Consider the following 17571-nt stretch of genomic DNA (forward strand, 5'->3'; position numbering starts at 1 on the left):
GATGAGCATCAGCGACCGCGTCATTGCGATTATTGCCGAACAGGCCGTGCTGGAGCCTTCGGATGTGACGCCCGACAGCACGCTTGAGGACTTGGGCATCGACAGCCTTGGCCTGGTCGAAAGCATCTTTGCCATCGAAGAGGAATTCGACATCACCGTGCCCTTCAACGCGAACGAACCCACCGCCAGCGATTTTGACATCTCAAACGTGGCCGCGATCATTACGGGTATTGAAAAACTCGTATCCGAAAAAGTCTGACCATCGGTATGAAACGCGTCGTCATTACGGGTGCAGGCACCATCAACTCGTTGGGCCATTCCGTTCCTGATACTCTGGAAGCCATGCGCGAAGGTCGTTGCGGTATTTCAGAGCTTGAGTTTCGCGATGTTGACCGTTTGTCGATCAAGATCGGCGGCCAGGTACGAAAGTTTGAGGCCGAAGGCCGTTTCAACCGGCAACAGATGACCCTGTATGACCGGTTTACCCAATTCACACTAACCGCTGCGAAAGAGGCGGTCGATCAATCCGGCATCGTCTTCTCGGGTGATACGGCGGCGCGATCGGGCGTTGTTTTGGGAACAGCTGGTGGCGGTGTTTCTACCTGGGATGACAATTACCGTTCTGTCTACGAAGACGGCAAAAACCGGGTGCACCCGTTTGTGGTTCCCAAGCTGATGAACAATGCGGCAGCCAGCCACGTGTCGATGGAACACAACCTCAAAGGCCCAAGTTTCACGGTGTCGACCGCATGCGCCTCGTCCAACCACGCTATGGCACAGGCGTTCCAAATGGTACGAAGCGGCGTGGCTCCGGCAATGGTGACCGGAGGCTCTGAATCGATGCTGTGTTTCGGAGGTGTCAAAGCGTGGGAAGGCCTGCGGGTCATGTCCAAAGATGCTTGCCGGCCGTTCAGCGCCAACCGGAATGGCATGGTACAAGGCGAAGGAGCCGGCGTCTTTGTCTTCGAGGAATACGAAAACGCGCGCGCGCGGGGGGCTGATATTCTGTGTGAGGTGGTGGGTTTTGCCATGTCCTCGGACGCGTCGGACATCGTAATGCCCAGCAAACAGGGCGCCGCACGCGCTATGGCGGGGGCACTGTCAGATGCGCGGCTGAATGCCAGCGACGTCGGCTATATCAACGCGCACGGCACTGGTACGGCGGCCAATGACAAAACGGAATGCGCGGCCGTTGCTGATGTGTTCGGCCCTCATGCGGATGATCTTATGATTTCGTCCACTAAATCTATGCACGGCCATCTCATCGGTGGAACTGGTGCGGTTGAATTGTTGGCGTGCATAATGGCGCTGCGCGATGGGGTGATTGCCCCGACCATCGGTTATGAAGAGCCAGATCCCGAATGTGCGCTGGATGTTGTACCGAACGAAGCACGCGAGGCGAGAGTTGATGTCGCGCTTAGCAATGCTTTTGCGTTTGGTGGGCTGAATGCAGTTTTGGCGTTGAAGCGGATGTAAAACGAACAAAGCCGCCGTAATTTCACGGCGGCTTTGGCTTTGGCTTTGGATGCTACGGGTTTCAGTTTACCGAGACATTCAACCCGTCATAGCCGGAAGTGAAACCACCAAGCGACATATCCATATTCAGAATCTGATCTGGCAAACGTGCAGGTACCAGCGACAGCACGGCTTTTGAACCTGATTTCATCGCATCGATATCACCTTGTGTAAGCCCCAACTGAGCCACGCATCCAACCGGAACACAGTGGTGATAGTTGTAGAGCTTGCGCGGCGCCCCGTCGATCGACATTGCCAGCTGCGCCTGCAGCAGTGTTTCCAGCGGAACGACCACATTCGCCCAAGCAACAGCAGCACCGCCTTCGGGCAGTTTCCCGATCGAGACTTCGGCGATCGGATCACCTTGCTGGTTGCTTAGAATCTGAACCATGGCGCAAGGATCTTCTGCGCCTTCGGCCTTGATGCAGGAAATATTCCAGTCGCCAGATTGCTCTTTTACGTATTGTTCACCGACTCTGGGGCCGGACTGTCCCAGATCCAGATCACTGCCAACTTCGGCTTCGGTCTCGGTACCGGCTTCGGGCGCTTCCGTGGTTTCTTGCGCAATGGCCGTTCCGCACAATAGCGCGGCCACCATAGTAAAGGGAACAAGCTTCCTGATCATGAATGCCTCATCTAGCAGATTCAGTTTTTTGTTTCGTGTATCACCGCAATTCAGTGGTGTCAGGATAAAACCGAATACCAGACCGGGAATTGATCCTTTTTTGCCGAAATGCGCAGAGTTGAACATATTCAGTAATAAAGGGAGCCGGTAGAGCGGCTCCCTTTATGAATTTTTCTCCCCGTCGGACTGGCCGACTTAGTTATGCGCAGACGTTACGAAAGGGGAACCCAGCGGTCAACTCCTAACCGGAAAAAATTGAACGCTGCATTACGGTTTCGACCCATATGACGAAAAAAGCCGTGCCCGAAGGCACGGCCAGTCGACAGGGAGGAAGTTTGCCCCTCGCAGTCAGACCGCGAAAGGCAACATTTACACTCGCAGCGAAAGGTTAACTTTGTATGCTTGCAGCAGATCGGTAGTTATCGGGACAGTTTTTTAATGGACAACAAGATCTTCATAGGCGGTGGCGGCGAAGAGTATTCGGTGCAACAGGGGCTATCGTTGAAGTATGCAAACCGCCACGGCCTGATCGCGGGTGCGACCGGTACGGGTAAAACAGTGACACTGCAAATTCTGGCCGAAGGGTTTTCACAAGCTGGCGTTCCCGTGTTTCTGACCGATGTCAAAGGCGATTTGTCTGGACTGGCGCTGCCCGGATCTGATGGGCACAAATTGCACCAGGCCTTTCAGGACAGGGCAGCAAAGATAGGGTTTGACGCCTTCTCATACGCAGCTTGTCCCGTTACTTTCTGGGATCTGTTTGGCGCGCAAGGCCATCCAGTTCGTACCACCATCACCGAAATGGGCCCGCTTCTGCTTGCACGCCTGATGGAACTCAGTGAGGCGCAAGAGGGTATTCTGAATATTGCCTTTCGGGTCGCCGATGAAGAGGGGATGCCGCTGCTGGACCTGAAAGACCTGCAAGCGTTGCTGGTCTGGATTGGCGAGAACCGGGCTCAATTGTCGCTCCGGTATGGCAATGTCTCGACGGCGTCTATTGGTGCCATTCAGCGTCGCCTGTTGGTGTTAGAGAACCAGGGTGGAACAAATCTGTTTGGTGAACCTGCGCTGGACCTTTCTGACCTGATGCGATCCGATGCGAACGGGCAGGGGATGGTGAACATTCTGGCCTCAGATAAGCTGATGGGATCCCCGCGCCTTTATGCAACGTTTCTGTTGTGGCTCCTTAGTGAATTGTTTGAGGAATTACCCGAGGTCGGAGATCCCGAAAAACCCAAGCTGGTGTTTTTCTTTGATGAGGCACATTTGTTGTTCGACGACGCGCCCAAAGTGTTGGTGGACAAGGTCGAACAGGTGGCGCGGCTGATCCGGTCCAAAGGCGTAGGGGTATACTTTATCAGCCAGAACCCGGCTGACATCCCCGAGGATATCCTTGGCCAACTGGGCAATCGGGTTCAGCACGCGCTTAGGGCGTTCACAGCACGCGACCGCAAGAACTTGCGCCTTGCTGCCGAGACTTACCGAGAAAACCCCGCTTTTGACACCGAAACCGCAATTCGGGAAGTGGGCGTTGGCGAAGCGGTGACCTCGATGCTGCAAAAGAAGGGTATTCCGGGCGTGGTCGAGCGGACGCTGATCAGGCCGCCGGGTTCGCAACTCGGACCGATTACAAAGGTCGAGCGGCAATCGGTTATCAAAGCGTCTTCGATGGATGCAAAATACGGCAAGCGTATTGATCGCCAATCGGCGTTTGAGATTCTACAGGCGCGCGCCAATGCAGCTGCCAGCGCCGCTGAACAGGCTGAGTCTGATGAAGCGCTTGAACAACAGAATCCAGTTGAACGCGAATATGCCTCGGCCCGCCGGTATTCGGGCAGCCGGGTCGGGCGGTCATCCTCACGTATCTCACGCAAAAAGGATACCTTTGCCACCGCCATGGGCGAGGCCGTAATCAAGGAATTGAAAGGGACAACCGGCCGTCGCATCGTCCGGGGTATTTTGGGCGGATTGTTCCGAAATCGCTGAGGATTTGGGTGACGCGCTCCATCTACAGGACGCGCGCCGTTGTGGTCAGCGCTTCAAACGGCGCAGACCTTCCTGTTTACAGTAGTTATCTGCTTCGGGCACTGACATCTTTGTTGCGGGGAAATCAATCGCTCGATCCCAGTTGACGCGGTTTTGGCGGTAAAGCTGGCAGGTCACGACCCCTTTGGGTGTCTGAACCTTGACTGGGGTGGTCTCCAGGTCCTCGGGCGATGGAATACAAGCTGTAAGAGTTGCCATCAGCGGTACAGCGACTGCGAGTAATCTGAGTGGTTTTTTCATTGCGATTACGATGCTTTCATTCTGGTAACTGTCAGATCGTTAAAAACTCTGCGCCAGGTTTGCGCAGGGCACGCCAGCGATGTGGTGGATCGCGGTATACATGTTTAGATCTTTCTGATCTCCCGCACAATAAACCGCGCCTTTTGGCGGCGCGGTAGGGGAAATTCTCACAAATTTTTGCTTATTTCTCGGGGATCAACCCTCTTGGACTGAATCTGAGGACAATCAACAGAATCAATCCCATAGTGAACAGGCGCATATGTGCAGCGCTTTCGATCAGATGCGCCTTAAGCGCGCTGCCATCCGGCATGCCAGAGGTGATCAGGTTCATCAGCCACAAGCCCATCGGTTCAACCTGAACCCACAGGAACCAGATCAGGAAAGCCCCCAGAACAGCGCCAAAGTTGTTGCCCGACCCGCCGACGATCACCATCACCCAGACCAGGAACGTAAAGCGCAGCGGGTTGTAAGTGCCTGGTGTCAGTTGCCCATCCAGCGTAGTCATCATCGCACCGGCAATGCCACAGATGGCCGAGCCGAGAACGAAGATTTGCAAGTGGCGGCGGGTGACGTCCTTGCCCATCGCCTCAGCCGCGACCTCATTATCGCGAATGGCGCGCATCATACGGCCCCATGGGCTTTTCAATGCCATCTGCGCCATCCAGAGCAACACCAGCAAGACGATCAAGAAAAGCAGAGAATACCCCAGCTTCACTGAAAGGGTTGAGGCGGTGACGGGATCAAGTCCGAACCACTCGGCCCGTGCGAGGAAGGAGGGGTCTTGCTGCAGCTCAACCTCATAGCCAACCACAGGTGCCGGGCGCGGAATGCCATAGACGTTCTTGACCCCTCGGGCCAGCCAGTCTTCGTTTTTCATGACCGCGATGATGATCTCGGCGATCCCCAACGTCGCAATCGCCAGATAGTCCGAACGCAGACCCAGCGCTGTCTTGCCGATCAGCCAAGCAGCACCCGCTGCAAGCAACCCTCCGGCGGGCCAGGCGAATAGGACAGGCAGGTTCAGACCGCCGATATTGCCCGCGACAGCAGGATCAATCGCCTCAATAGAAGCGACGTTTGGATCAAAGATTGCACGATAAACAAAGAATCCAACGACCAATATGCCGATGATCGCAAAGGTTTGCGTACGCCCCTTGGGCATCTTCTGAGCAACCATTACGGCTGCAACCACTGTTGCCGCGCCCAGCAAAAGCGAAAGGATGACTCCGTATCCTCCACCGGACCAAGCACCGGGTGTCGGCGGGGTCGAGACCAAAACCACCGCAAGCCCGCCCAGCGCGACAAATCCCATGACACCGACGTTAAACAGGCCTGCAAAACCCCATTGCAGGTTCACTCCGATCGACATGATGGCCGAGATCAGACCCATGTTTATGATCAAAATCGCCGCGTTCCAGCTTTGCGTGAATCCTGTCAGCACGATCAGAGCACCGACGACAACAAAAAGCAGCGTGTTTTTGAGGGGCTCGCTCATATCACTTTTCCTTTGAACAGGCCCGTCGGCTTGAACAGCAGTACGATCAGCAAGATGGCAAAGCTGACTGCGAATTTGTAATCGGTGGACAGGAACTGAACCAATCCGGATGGCTCAAGATTTTCGGGTGCCAGATAGGTCAGCACCTTTTTCCATGCATAGGTGATGGTCACCTCGGAAAACGCGATGATGAACCCACCCGCGATCGCGCCCAGCGGATTGCCCAATCCGCCAACGATGGCCGAGGCGAAAATTGGTAGCAGCAGCTGAAAATAGACGAAGGGCTTGAAGCTCTTGTCGAGGCCGTAAAGAACGCCCGCCGTGGTCGCCAGCGCGGCGACGATGATCCAAGTGATCATCACAACACGTTCGGGATTGATGCCGGACAGCAGCGCCAGATCTTCATTATCCGAATAGGCGCGCATCGACTTGCCAGTGCGGGTCTTGTTGAGGAACCAGAACAGTGCGGCCACGGCAATCACAGCAACCACGACCGTAATCACTTGCGAGGTCCGGATGGCCAGTCCCTCGCTTAGGCCCGACCAGGCCTTGAAGTCCCGCGCTTTGATCAGGAACCGCGCACCGTCCGAGAACCTTTGATCATCCGGTCCGATGATGAACCGTACGAGGCCGTTCATGATGAACATCACGCCCATCGATACGATCACAAGAATCACCGGTTTTGCCTTTTGCTCTCGATAAAAGCGATAGACCAGCCGGTCGGTGACCAGCACCAGAACGATACAGCCCAGAATGGCAAAGGGCAGGGCGAGCAATGCGGTCGGCAAAGGTCCTAAACTGACCCCGGCGGCCTGCAAAGCCCACGTGACCATAACGGCGATCATCGCGCCAAAGGCCATCGTGTCACCATGGGCAAAGTTCGAGAACCGCAGAATGCCATAGATCAATGTCACACCCAACGCGCCCAACGCCAACTGGCTGCCATAGGCGATTGCGGGAACAAGGACGAAGTTGGAGAGCGCCACAAGGGCGTTGAGGAAGTCCATTAAAACTCCTGCTCGCATTTGCCAGAGAATGCGCGTCGTCCGTTGTTAGCTTTCGTATAGTCGGCATAACGCAGCGGTTGGGTCAGCAATGTTACCGTTAGTTCGGTGGTCGAAGTCTTTGTCACATACATATACTCGTGTTTACCGCCTTCGATCCGGGACGCCGTCAGCAAGTCGTTTTGTGAAGTGGCTGTCCATTCTTGCCCATCGGACAAGCGAATTTTGGAAGTGATTTCACCGGCCTTGGCAATCCGATCGACTGAAAAGTCACCAAAGTTACTTTCTATGCGCTCGGGCGGGGTGCCTAACAGCACAAGCATGAGCTCCCCACCCTCACAGTTTTGCACGTCTGCGCAGGTCTCTTGCAGGACGCAAGGCGCCGCCCAAGCTGTGCTGCACATTGAGGCAAATGCGATCGTCATTGCAGATCTCACCTCACCCTCCCAAGAAACTCTTACGCACTTCGGGATCAGCCAGCAGTTCCTTGCCCGTGCCCGTATAGGCATTTCGCCCCTGAACCAGCACATATCCCTTATCCGCAATCTCCAGCGCTTGCCGCGCGTTCTGCTCGACCATCAGGATCGGAAGGCCGGTGCGCGACACCTCAATGATCCGGTCGAACAACTCATCCATCACGATGGGCGAGACACCGGCGGTCGGTTCATCCAGCATCAGCACCTTGGGCTGAGTCATTAGCGCGCGGCCCACGGCGACTTGTTGGCGCTGACCGCCCGACAATTCTCCCGCAGCCTGATTGCGCTTGTCGCGTAGGATGGGGAAAAGGTCATAGACCTGCTCCATCGTGTCCGAAAAATCGTCTCGACGGATGAAGGCCCCCATCTCTAGGTTCTCTTCTACGGTCATCGAGGTGAAGATGTTCGATGTCTGCGGCACAAATCCCATGCCACGCACCACGCGGTCTTGCGGGCTGAGGTTGGTGATGTCCTCACCATCCAACCGCACGGAACCGGCGCGCACATCCAGCATCCCGAACACGGCCTTCATCGCGGTCGATTTGCCCGCGCCGTTAGGGCCAACAATCACTGCAATTTCACCCTTGTCGACAGCGATGGTGCAGTCGTGCAGGATATCGGGCCCTTTGCCATAGCCACCGGTCATCGTGTCGCCGATCAGAAACGGCCCGCCCTCGACCTTGTGGGTCTCACCGCTTTTTCGATGGGCCGGCGTCATGGAACCGACCCCATGTGTATTGGTGATCGAAGCATCCTTGTTGCCGTGGTCGTCCTGGTAGGGGTTGTCGCTCATGCGCCCGCCTCCAGTTTGTCTTTGTTCTTCAGACCAGTGCCCAAATAGGCCTCGATCACGTGCTCATTGGCTTTGATCTCGTCCAGAGTGCCTTCGGCCAGAACCTTACCTTCGGCCATGCAGATAACCGGGTCACAGATCTTGCCGATGAAATCCATGTCGTGTTCGATGACGACGAAAGTATATCCACGCTCTTTGTTCAGGCGCAGGATCGTGTCGGCGATGGTCATCAGCAGTGTACGGTTTACGCCCGCGCCCACCTCGTCCAGAAACACGATCTTGGCGTCGACCATCATGGTTCGGCCCAGTTCCAGCAGTTTCTTCTGCCCGCCCGAGACTTGGCCAGCCTTGTGATCTGCCAGATGTTCGATTGTCAGGAATTCCAACACCTCATCGGCCTTGGCCCTCAGCGCGCGCTCCTCGTCTGCGATACGTTTGCGCCCGAACCAAGTGTTCCAGAGCGATTCACCCGATTGCGTGCCGGGCACCATCATCAGATTTTCGCGGCAGGACATCGACGAGAACTCATGCGCGATCTGAAAAGTGCGCAGCAAACCTTTGTGAAACAGCTCGTGCGGGGGCAGGCCGGTGATATCCTCACCATCCATGAAGACACGGCCAGAGGTTGGCGGAAGTACACCCGCGATCACATTGAACAGAGTGGTCTTTCCGGCCCCGTTCGGACCGATCAGGCCGGTGATGGACCCGTTTTGGATTTCCAGCGATGCCCCGTCCACCGCATGAAACCCGCCGAAATGCTTGTGCACGTCTTCGACGACGATCATCTTTTCCCCTTGCCGCCCTGTTCGGCGTTCTTGTTGCCCTGTCCCATTAGAATGGGTGCGGCCTTTTGTCATTGAAACAGCCCGGACACAAGGCCCGGGCTGCTTGATTTTATGACTGTTAAGTCCGGATCAACGGAAGTTTACGGTCTTGTTCTCGCCGTCGGTCACTTCGATCTCGCGATAGGAACCCGCGCTTTCACCAGGTCCGATCAGTTCAACGCCCGATGCGCCGACATAGTCGATTTCCTGACCCGCAGCCAACAGTTCCAGACCCTTGGCCAGCTCACCGGGATAGATTTTCTCACCCGGGGCGTTGGCAACGTCCATGATCTTTGCGCCGTACTCAGCCGGAGCGGTCGAGCCTGCGGCTTGCATGGCCAGCATGAACAGCGCTGCAGCATCATACGATTCAGGCGAATAGGGCGACGAACCGTCGTATCCGGCAGCTTCGGCCATGGCAAAGTACTTTTCAGCACCTTCGCCACCCGAACCGGCGATCTGACCGAACGAGCCGTTCAGGTCGGGGCCGACATTGGAAGGCAGCGAGTCACCGATCATGCCACCGGGCAGACCGAAAGTGTCAAATGCACCACTGTCCAGCGCTGACTGAATGATGCCTAGACCACCCTGATCCAGATAGCCCGCAACAACCAGGATATCGCCACCGGCCGAAGCCAGCGCGCCAACTTCAGCCGAATAGTCGGCCTTGCCGTCCTCATGCGCGGCAACGATGGTGACTTCGCCACCGGCTGCCTCGAACGAAGACTGGATCGCGTCTGCCAAGCCCTTGCCGTAGTCGTTGTTTGTGTAGGTCAGCGCAATCGAACTGATGCCTCGGTCTTTTAGGATATCGGCCATTACCTGACCTTCACGCGCATCCGACGGAGCGGTGCGGAAGAACAGGCCATTATCTTCCATGGTCGATAGCCCCGGCGAGGTAGCCGAAGGAGAGATCATAACCATGCCATTCGGGATCGCCACGTTCTGCAGGATCGCGCCAGTCACGCCCGAGCAGTCGCCACCGATGATGCCTGAAACGCCGTCCGCAATCATGCGTTCGCCGTTCGAAGTGGCCAGACCGTTGTCGATGCAGCCGGTGTCAGCGCGCGATCCGGTGACGGTTGCGCCATCCAGCAACTTGCCGGATTCGGTAACTTCGGCCATTGCCATCTCGGCGCCCGAGCCCATTGCCGGTGCCAGTGATTCAATTGGGCCAGTAAAGCCGAACAGAACACCCAGCTTGACATCGTCGGCCATTGCGGTGCCCGCCAGCAAAGCGGTTGCTGCGGTCGCGGTAAGCAGCTTTTTCATTAGGTTACTCCCTATTATTGTATGAACGTCGTCGTTCTGGGCATGACCCTAGGCAAGCTGTTCGAAAAAGAAAAGTCCTAACAAAAAGTGCTTTTGTGCGCAGTGGTTCTATCTGATTTGATAGGATTGCCACGACGGTGCTGGGCAGCAAGCGCGGAGCGAAAAGAAATGATCAGAGTTTTTGTGATTCTCATCCTGTCCTGCTTACCAATTGCCGGTGGGGCTGAAGTTCTGGAAACTTCGGCAGGGCCGGTTCAGGTCACGCCGATGGTCGAGGGCCTGGATACTCCCTGGGCCGTGGGTATTCTTCCAAGTGGAAATTTTGTCGTGACTGAGCGAGACGGCGCGCTTTTGTCCATCGACGGCAAGGATGTAAAGCGGGTCAAGGGTGTGCCGAAAGTGGCAGCCGACGGGCAGGGTGGTCTGCTTGATGTCACCATCGCGCGGGATTTCAATCAATCCCGTGAGCTCTTTTTGACTTTCGCCAAGCCGCAGCGGGGCGGCGCGGGCACGGCTGTTGCCGTCGCGCGTCTGTCAGAGGGCGGAGATCGCCTGACCAACCTGCGCGTACTGTTCGAGGCCGTCCCCGGCGGGTCGGCGGGGCGGCATTTTGGCTCTCGGGTTGTCGAGGCTGGTGATGGTACCTTGTTTGTCACCATTGGTGATCGGGGCGATCGACCGGCTGCGCAAGATCGGTCAAATCACATGGGAACGGTTATCCGGATCAACCGCGATGGCTCGATACCTCCTGACAATCCGTTTGTTGGCGATACTGGTTTCCGTCCCGAAATCTGGTCCTTTGGCCATAGAAACCCGCAAGGGGCGGATCTGGATCAGCAAGGACGACTGTGGGTGTCGGAACATGGGGCCAAAGGCGGTGATGAGGTCAACCTGATCCGCCCTGGTGCCAATTACGGCTGGCCGGTGATTTCTTTTGGTGTGCATTATTCGGGTCAGAAGATTGGCGAAGGCACATCGAAACCGGGGATGGAGCAGCCTATGCACTATTGGGACCCATCCATCGCGCCTTCTGGATTGATGGTCTATTCGGGCAAGCTTTGGCCAGAATGGAAGGGTGATCTGTTCGTGGGTTCATTGAAGTTTGACTATATCGCGCGGCTGTCAGGAAAGGCGTTGCGCGAGGTTGAGCAAATCAAAGGCCCTGAGACCGAACGCATTCGCGACATTGTCGAAGGGCCTGATGGATCGATCTGGTTTATCTCGGTTGGGATGGGGGCAGTTTACAAGATGACGCCTGCGACGTAACACAGACATTTCGCCACCTATCGAAAATTTCCATGACTCGAATTCTAACTTTTGTTGCCGTGCTTCTGTGCGCAATGCCGGTTCTTGCCCAAGAGTTTTCATCCTATGAAGAATATCAGAACTTCTTAGACAAGAAGATGAAGAACCGTGAGTTCTCTACTGTAATCAGAGATTTGGGCGGAGCGGATGAATACACTGAACATCAGTTGGACCGCGCCCAAGCCCAGCTTCGTGATGTAGTTCCGTTTTATCTGACGGACACCGGAATTATCAAGCGGGTTGAGTTGGAGAACGGTTTCTCGCAGGAACTGCGGGGCTACTGGAATGACAAGAATAGTTACATCTATTTTTATGCTCTGCTACACGAACGCGACTATGATTTCGTGGTTGTGCAATTTTATATTAACACCAGTCCTGAAGAACTTTTTACAAGGTTCTGACGTTATACCGACAGCCGCCCGCTCTGCGCTCCGCGCTCGCGATAGGGCGTTGTGTTGTAATGCGCCCGATAGCATTTTGAGAAATGCGAAGGGCTGGCAAAGCCACATGCAAGCGCCACGTTGATGACACTCATATCGGTTTGCATCAGCAGATTGCGCGCTTTGTGTAGACGCAGCTCCATATAGTATCGCTTGGGCGATCGGCTGAGATAGCGGCGGAACAGGCGCTCAAGCTGGCGCGTGGACATGCCAACGTCCTTGGCCAGAATAGAAGGCGAGATCGGCTCTTCTATGTTCTTTTCCATCATCAGAATGACCTGGCTGAGCTTGGGATGACGGACGCCGATCCGTGTCGGGGTCGACAGGCGCTGCGTATCCTGATCGGTGCGAATTGAGGAATAGATCATCTGATCCGCAACCGCGTTGGCGAGGTCTTCGCCGTAATCTTCGGCTATGATCTTGAGCATCAGGTCTATGGAAGACGTTCCGCCCGCTGTCGTCATCCGGTTTCCATCGACCTGAAACACCGATTTGGTCAGTTCGACCGTGTCGAACTCTTCAGAGAAACTGTCCGAGTTTTCCCAATGAATCGTTGCGCGCTTGCCCTCTAACAACCCGGCCTTTGCCAACGTATAGGCAGCAGTGCATAGCCCGCCAATTTTCAGCCCTTTGCGTGCCTCGCGGCGCACCCAATTTAAGATGCGCTTGGTGGTCGCCGCCTGTACATCAACGCCGCCGCAGATCAGGATGACTTCATCACGCTGCAACTCGGAAAGGTCGGCATCCAGCTTGAAGGTGGTTCCGGCTGAACAACTAACGGTTTCGCCGCCTTCACCCGACAGCGTCCAAGTATAGAGCTCACGGTTGGCCATCCGGTTCGCGATGCGCAGGCTGTCCAAAGCCGAAGCGAAAGACAGCAGAGAAAACTTATCGAGAAGCACAAATACAAAGTTATGCGGCTTGCTCGTGCTATTATCCACAGTGACAACTTGGCGTTGCTCTTGCATGGCGAACTGTCCTTGATTCGGCGCACGCCGGATTTCTACGGCGGCGGGTATGCTAGTCAACATGCTCAAAGCTTGTTTGCGGCGTCAAGGGGCGCAAATGGGATATGGCCTCTCATCTAAGCATTTTGTATAGAGACCTCCTGAAATACCTCAGCGGAGATATGAGCTATGACCGAATGGCAAAAAACGAACTGGCGCAACAAGCCACGGGTTCAGATGCCAGATTATACCGACGAGGCCGCACTGGCCAAAGTCGAGGCGCAGCTGTCGCAGTATCCCCCGCTGGTTTTTGCGGGAGAAGCGCGCCGCCTTAAGCAACATCTGGGGGCCGCCGGTCGTGGCGAAGCGTTCCTGTTGCAAGGTGGTGACTGTGCCGAAAGCTTTGAACAATTCAGCGCGGATGCGATCCGCGACACGTTCAAAGTGATGCTTCAGATGGCAATGGTTCTGACCTATGGCGCAAAGGTGCCTGTGGTTAAAGTCGGCCGTATGGCTGGCCAATTTGCCAAGCCACGCAGTGCGCCTACTGAAATGGTGGATGGCGTAGAGCTGCCCAGCTACCGTGGCGATATCATCAACGAGCTGGCCTTCACGCCTGAGTCGCGCATCCCGAACCCCAACAAAATGCTGCAGGCCTACACCCAGGCGGCAGCAACGCTGAACCTGCTGCGTGCGTTTTCGACCGGTGGTTTCGCGGACATGAGCCACGTACATTCCTGGACGCTGGGCTTTGCTGATGGGCAGGATGTTCAGAAGTATTCGGAAATTGCTGACCGTATCCAGGATTCCATTGATTTCATGGGCGCCGCAGGAATTACGGCAGATACCACCCACGAATTCTCGTCGGTTGAATTCTATACCAGCCACGAAGGCCTGCTGCTTGAGTACGAAGAGGCGTTGACCCGTCTTGATTCGACCTCGGGCAATTGGTTGGCGGGATCCGGTCACATGATCTGGATCGGCGATCGCACCCGCCAGCCCGATGGCGCGCATGTCGAGTTCTGCCGCGGCGTCCTGAACCCGATCGGCTTAAAGTGCGGACCGACAACGACGGCAGAGGACCTTAAGGTTCTGATGGCCAAGCTGAACCCGGAAAACGAAGAGGGGCGTCTTACACTGATCGCCCGGTTCGGTGCGGGCAACGCGGGTGAACATCTGCCGCGTTTGGTCAAAGCCGTTAAAGAAGAGGGCGCAAAGGTCACTTGGGTTTGTGATCCGATGCACGGCAACACGATCAAGTCGGCGACAGGTTACAAGACCCGGCCGTTCGATTCTGTTCTGCGCGAAGTTCGCGACTTCTTCGGCGTACATCAGGCCGAGGGCACGATCCCCGGCGGTGTACATTTCGAGATGACCGGACTGGATGTCACCGAATGCACGGGCGGTGTCCGCGCCGTCACCGAAGAGGACCTCTCGGATCGCTATCACACCGCTTGCGATCCGCGTCTGAACGCGTCGCAATCACTGGAACTGGCCTTCCTTGTTGCGGAAGAATTGACCAACCTGCGCCGCGACCGGATCAAGCGCGCCGCGAGTTAACATCAGTAACTTCCCAAGTTGAAAACGGCGGGTCGTGTGCCCGCCGTTTTTTGTTAATCGTCGCGTGACGAGACCAGCCGCAGATGCGGGGCGCCTTTGAACGTGCGCTGGTTCTCGGCAAAGCCTTCGACAGGCTGTGGCGCTGGGGTGGGAGGGTGCTGAATCGCAGAAACACTACGCACACGATGATCGGATACGATGAACCGGCGTGGTGTTGCACCGATGGCGCCGTCGCTGATCATGACCCCCAGAACCCGGCTGACGTCGCCCAGATCGCTCTTTAATGGCAACAGAATCATGCGAGCCTGCAGGCTGGTCCGACCCAGCTTGCCTTTCGAAACCAAACCCAGCTCGGCAATCGCGGGTGCGGAAAAAACCTGATCCAGAAGGGTCTTGACGTCATCACGCGCGGCCGGTTCAAAAAAGGCGGTCAGCGGCATACCGCGAACTTCCATCCCTGCCAGTTTGTTCAGATGGCTCCCGGCCAGCCGATATCGGGCCAAGCCGGGCGCGATGCGTTCCAGGACAAATGTGTATTCAAGAATATTTTCAAGCCCGCGCGGGTCGATCTGCGATCGCATCGGAACCCCGTCGCCGGTCAGCAGTGCGGTCCAATAGGCCTCGGCCTGACGGATAGGAGACAGGCTTCGCCCGCTGTCAAATCGGTCCATTGTGACGATCTTTCCAAATTCTGAGCCGGAACCAGTCCCGAAAAAGGTTTTCATTTCATCACCCTACCGTCAATCACTCACGATTTGTCTAAAATGCCCACTAATGGGCAAAGCTGCGATCTTCCAGCTCTTCTGGCTGTCAGATTGACATGGGTTAATACAATTTTGGAGCAATTCTTTAACGAATGGTTAACCTCTCTGAATTGAGCCTGGGATGAGCAAGGTCTTGCCCCTTACTGGTCAATGGCTTTAGGTGCGACGAGTAAATTTGACTGAAAGGGCAGGCATGATCAAATCCATGACCGGTTTCGCCTCGGGCAAGGGGGCGTTCGGCCCTCATAGCTGGACTTGGGAGTTGCGCAGCGTCAACGGCAAGGGGCTGGATCTGCGCCTTAGATTGCCTGATTGGCTGACCGGGCTTGAGGCCGCGTTACGAAGCGACCTGTCAAAGCAGGTAAACCGAGGTAACGTCACGCTGTCCCTTCGGCTCACCCGCGAGGAAGCCACTGCGGATATCCAATTGAACACGTCTGCGATGGAGGCTGCGTTGGATGCCTTGGCTCAAACCGAAGCCATGGCTGGTACGCGCGGGGTCTTGTTGGCACCATCCAAAGCCAGCGATCTGCTCGCCCTGAAAGGGATGATGGAGGCCGGGAGTGACTCTGATGATCCAGAACCGCTTGTTGAACAGCTAAAAATCGAATTTGGCGGCCTGCTCTCGGCGTTTATCGAAATGCGAAGCGCTGAAGGGGAGGCGCTGGCAGGAATTCTTGGCGGGCAGTTGAACCAGATCGCAAAATTGACGGATCAAGCTGCGGAGCTGGCCGAGCGTCGCCGAAATGAGATGGAACAGAGCCTGCGCGACAATCTCGCGCGGGTTCTCGACAATGCGCAAGGTGCCGATCCTGAAAGAGTTGCGCAAGAGCTTGCGCTGATTGCGGTCAAGGCAGACATCACAGAAGAGATCGACAGATTGATTGCACATATCGCAGCAGCACGCGCGCTGTTGTCTCAGGACGGACCGGTCGGGCGCAAGCTGGACTTCCTGATGCAGGAGTTCAACCGCGAGACCAACACGCTCTGCTCGAAATCGCAGAACCCCGAGCTGACCTCGGTGGGGCTAGAGCTGAAGGCCGTCATCGATCAGATGCGCGAGCAAGTACAGAACGTGGAATAAGGACGGGAAAATCAAATGGCGGATCGCCGCGGTCTATTAATCATTCTGTCCTCGCCTTCGGGTGCGGGCAAATCCACTCTGGCCCGCCGCTTGATGCAGTGGGATTCCGGTCTTGAGTTTTCGATTTCGGCTACCACGCGGGCCCCGCGCCCGGGTGAGGAGCATGGGCGGGAGTATTATTTCCTGTCCGAGGACGCGTTCAGGCAGCAGGTTGCGGACGGGCAAATGCTGGAGCACGCGCATGTCTTCGGTAATTTCTATGGTTCACCAGCAGGACCGGTACGTGATTCAATCACGCAGGGGCGCGATGTGCTGTTCGATGTTGATTGGCAAGGTGAGGTGCAAATCCGCAATTCCGATCTTGGCAAACATGCACTGTCGATCTTCATTCTCCCGCCATCGATCCGTGAGCTTCGGCGCAGGCTGGAAGAGCGCGGGCAAGACAGTGCGGATGTAATCTCAAAACGGATGCTGAAAAGTTGGGACGAGATCAGCCACTGGGGGTATTACGATTACGTCCTAATCAATGACGATCTGGATGCAACCGAAGAAAAGCTGAAGACCATTGTCAGCGCTGAGCGTATGCGCCGCATTCAGCAACCTAGTTTGCAAAACCACATCCGCACCCTGCAAACCGAGTTCGACGGGCTATCATGACGATCTACGCATTAGGTGAACATAAGCCACAGATTCACGAAGACACCTGGGTTGCGCCTGATGCCAACCTGGTCGGCAAAGTGGTGTTAGAACAGGGCGCCTCGGTTTGGTTTGGTTGCACTATCCGCGCTGATCACGAAGAAATCCGTGTGGGGGCTGGCAGCAACGTGCAGGAAAATTGCGTGATGCATATCGATGCAGGATACCCTTTGACGATCGGTCAGAACTGCACCATCGGTCACAAGGTCATGCTGCACGGCTGCACGATTGGGGAAAACTCTTTGATCGGTATGGGGGCCATCGTTCTGAACGGCTCGAAGATCGGTAAAAACTGTCTGATCGGGGCGGGGGCACTTATCACAGAAGGTAAAGAGATCCCCGATAACTCACTTGTCATGGGCTCGCCGGGCAAGATCGTGCGACAGATTGATGATGAAACGGCTCAGAAGCTGACCTTAAGTGCTCTGCACTATCAGGAAAACATGCGTAAATTTCGCGAAAATTTGCGATCTGTCTGAGTTCAT

Annotated in this window: 18 protein-coding genes; 9 read left to right on the top strand and 9 right to left on the bottom strand. The window is 55.8% G+C overall.

All coding sequences use genetic code 11. The annotated features are described in order from the left end of the window. Window position 1: 1 nt before the first annotated feature. Window positions 2-259: an acyl carrier protein gene (locus BLU89_RS03650; RefSeq protein ID WP_074734531.1), complete on the top strand. Its 258-nt coding sequence runs from the start codon at window positions 2-4 to the stop codon at window positions 257-259. An 8-nt stretch (window positions 260-267) separates the two neighbouring features. Further along, window positions 268-1476 carry a beta-ketoacyl-[acyl-carrier-protein] synthase family protein gene (locus BLU89_RS03655; protein ID WP_074734532.1) on the top strand — a complete coding sequence of 403 codons (1209 nt, stop codon included), beginning with the start codon at window positions 268-270 and terminating at the stop codon, window positions 1474-1476. Window positions 1477-1537: 61 nt separating this feature from the next. On the opposite strand, the gene BLU89_RS03660 is transcribed toward BLU89_RS03655, so the two are convergent. Then, window positions 1538-2140, bottom strand: a complete 603-nt coding sequence (locus BLU89_RS03660; RefSeq protein ID WP_074736363.1) for an invasion associated locus B family protein — start codon at window positions 2138-2140, stop codon at window positions 1538-1540. A 438-nt stretch (window positions 2141-2578) separates the two neighbouring features. Between BLU89_RS03660 and BLU89_RS03665 the strand changes: the two genes are divergently transcribed. Next, the gene (locus BLU89_RS03665; RefSeq protein WP_074734534.1) at window positions 2579-4126 is read left to right on the top strand and encodes a helicase HerA-like domain-containing protein; all 1548 of its coding nucleotides are present in this window, start codon (window positions 2579-2581) and stop codon (window positions 4124-4126) included. A gap of 481 nt (window positions 4127-4607) precedes the next feature. Here the strand turns inward: BLU89_RS03665 and BLU89_RS03675 are convergent, their stop codons facing one another. The 6 genes from BLU89_RS03675 to BLU89_RS03700 form a co-directional block, all read right to left on the bottom strand. Next, on the bottom strand, window positions 4608-5921 hold the full coding sequence (locus BLU89_RS03675; RefSeq protein WP_074734538.1) for a branched-chain amino acid ABC transporter permease: 1314 nt from the start codon (window positions 5919-5921) through the stop codon (window positions 4608-4610). Further along, window positions 5918-6928 (bottom strand): branched-chain amino acid ABC transporter permease, encoded by a 1011-nt coding sequence (locus tag BLU89_RS03680; protein WP_074734540.1) that lies wholly within the window; start codon window positions 6926-6928, stop codon window positions 5918-5920. The genes BLU89_RS03675 and BLU89_RS03680 overlap by 4 nt, the downstream gene beginning before the upstream one ends. Beyond that, window positions 6928-7248, bottom strand: coding sequence for a hypothetical protein (locus tag BLU89_RS03685; protein ID WP_143030512.1), 321 nt, complete (start codon window positions 7246-7248; stop codon window positions 6928-6930). Before BLU89_RS03685 ends, BLU89_RS03680 begins: the two co-directional genes overlap by 1 nt. A gap of 115 nt (window positions 7249-7363) precedes the next feature. Further along, window positions 7364-8194: an ABC transporter ATP-binding protein gene (locus tag BLU89_RS03690; RefSeq protein ID WP_074734544.1), complete on the bottom strand. Its 831-nt coding sequence runs from the start codon at window positions 8192-8194 to the stop codon at window positions 7364-7366. Further along, on the bottom strand, window positions 8191-8979 hold the full coding sequence (locus BLU89_RS03695; RefSeq protein WP_074734546.1) for an ABC transporter ATP-binding protein: 789 nt from the start codon (window positions 8977-8979) through the stop codon (window positions 8191-8193). The genes BLU89_RS03690 and BLU89_RS03695 overlap by 4 nt, the downstream gene beginning before the upstream one ends. Before the next feature lie 129 nt (window positions 8980-9108). After that, window positions 9109-10290 carry an ABC transporter substrate-binding protein gene (locus tag BLU89_RS03700; protein WP_074734547.1) on the bottom strand — a complete coding sequence of 394 codons (1182 nt, stop codon included), beginning with the start codon at window positions 10288-10290 and terminating at the stop codon, window positions 9109-9111. Window positions 10291-10458: 168 nt separating this feature from the next. Here BLU89_RS03700 and BLU89_RS03705 point away from each other — a divergent pair, with 168 nt between their 5' ends. After that, the gene (locus BLU89_RS03705) at window positions 10459-11556 is read left to right on the top strand and encodes a PQQ-dependent sugar dehydrogenase (protein ID WP_074734549.1); all 1098 of its coding nucleotides are present in this window, start codon (window positions 10459-10461) and stop codon (window positions 11554-11556) included. Window positions 11557-11588: 32 nt separating this feature from the next. Further along, window positions 11589-11996, top strand: coding sequence for a hypothetical protein (locus BLU89_RS03710; RefSeq protein WP_074734550.1), 408 nt, complete (start codon window positions 11589-11591; stop codon window positions 11994-11996). A 2-nt stretch (window positions 11997-11998) separates the two neighbouring features. On the opposite strand, the gene BLU89_RS03715 is transcribed toward BLU89_RS03710, so the two are convergent. Beyond that, on the bottom strand, window positions 11999-13003 hold the full coding sequence (locus tag BLU89_RS03715; RefSeq protein WP_074736365.1) for a GlxA family transcriptional regulator: 1005 nt from the start codon (window positions 13001-13003) through the stop codon (window positions 11999-12001). A 168-nt stretch (window positions 13004-13171) separates the two neighbouring features. Here BLU89_RS03715 and BLU89_RS03720 point away from each other — a divergent pair, with 168 nt between their 5' ends. Continuing rightward, window positions 13172-14542: a class II 3-deoxy-7-phosphoheptulonate synthase gene (locus tag BLU89_RS03720; RefSeq protein WP_074734552.1), complete on the top strand. Its 1371-nt coding sequence runs from the start codon at window positions 13172-13174 to the stop codon at window positions 14540-14542. 53 nt (window positions 14543-14595) lie between these two features. On the opposite strand, the gene BLU89_RS03725 is transcribed toward BLU89_RS03720, so the two are convergent. Then, window positions 14596-15267, bottom strand: coding sequence for a PAS domain-containing protein (locus BLU89_RS03725; protein ID WP_074734553.1), 672 nt, complete (start codon window positions 15265-15267; stop codon window positions 14596-14598). Between the two features lie 232 nt (window positions 15268-15499). Between BLU89_RS03725 and BLU89_RS03730 the strand changes: the two genes are divergently transcribed. Genes BLU89_RS03730 through BLU89_RS03740 form a run of 3 tightly spaced genes read left to right on the top strand, consistent with a single transcriptional unit; the run spans window position 15500 to window position 17565 of the window. Continuing rightward, window positions 15500-16390: a YicC/YloC family endoribonuclease gene (locus BLU89_RS03730; RefSeq protein ID WP_074734555.1), complete on the top strand. Its 891-nt coding sequence runs from the start codon at window positions 15500-15502 to the stop codon at window positions 16388-16390. 15 nt (window positions 16391-16405) lie between these two features. Continuing rightward, window positions 16406-17047, top strand: coding sequence for a guanylate kinase (gmk, locus tag BLU89_RS03735; RefSeq protein WP_074734557.1), 642 nt, complete (start codon window positions 16406-16408; stop codon window positions 17045-17047). Continuing rightward, complete coding sequence (locus BLU89_RS03740; RefSeq protein WP_074734558.1) at window positions 17044-17565, top strand: gamma carbonic anhydrase family protein; 522 nt, start codon at window positions 17044-17046, stop codon at window positions 17563-17565. Before gmk ends, BLU89_RS03740 begins: the two co-directional genes overlap by 4 nt. The last annotated feature ends 6 nt before the right edge of the window (window positions 17566-17571 follow it).

Origin of the sequence: Ruegeria halocynthiae (assembly GCF_900106805.1) — a bacterium.
Classification (GTDB): Bacteria; Pseudomonadota; Alphaproteobacteria; order Rhodobacterales; family Rhodobacteraceae; genus Ruegeria; species Ruegeria halocynthiae.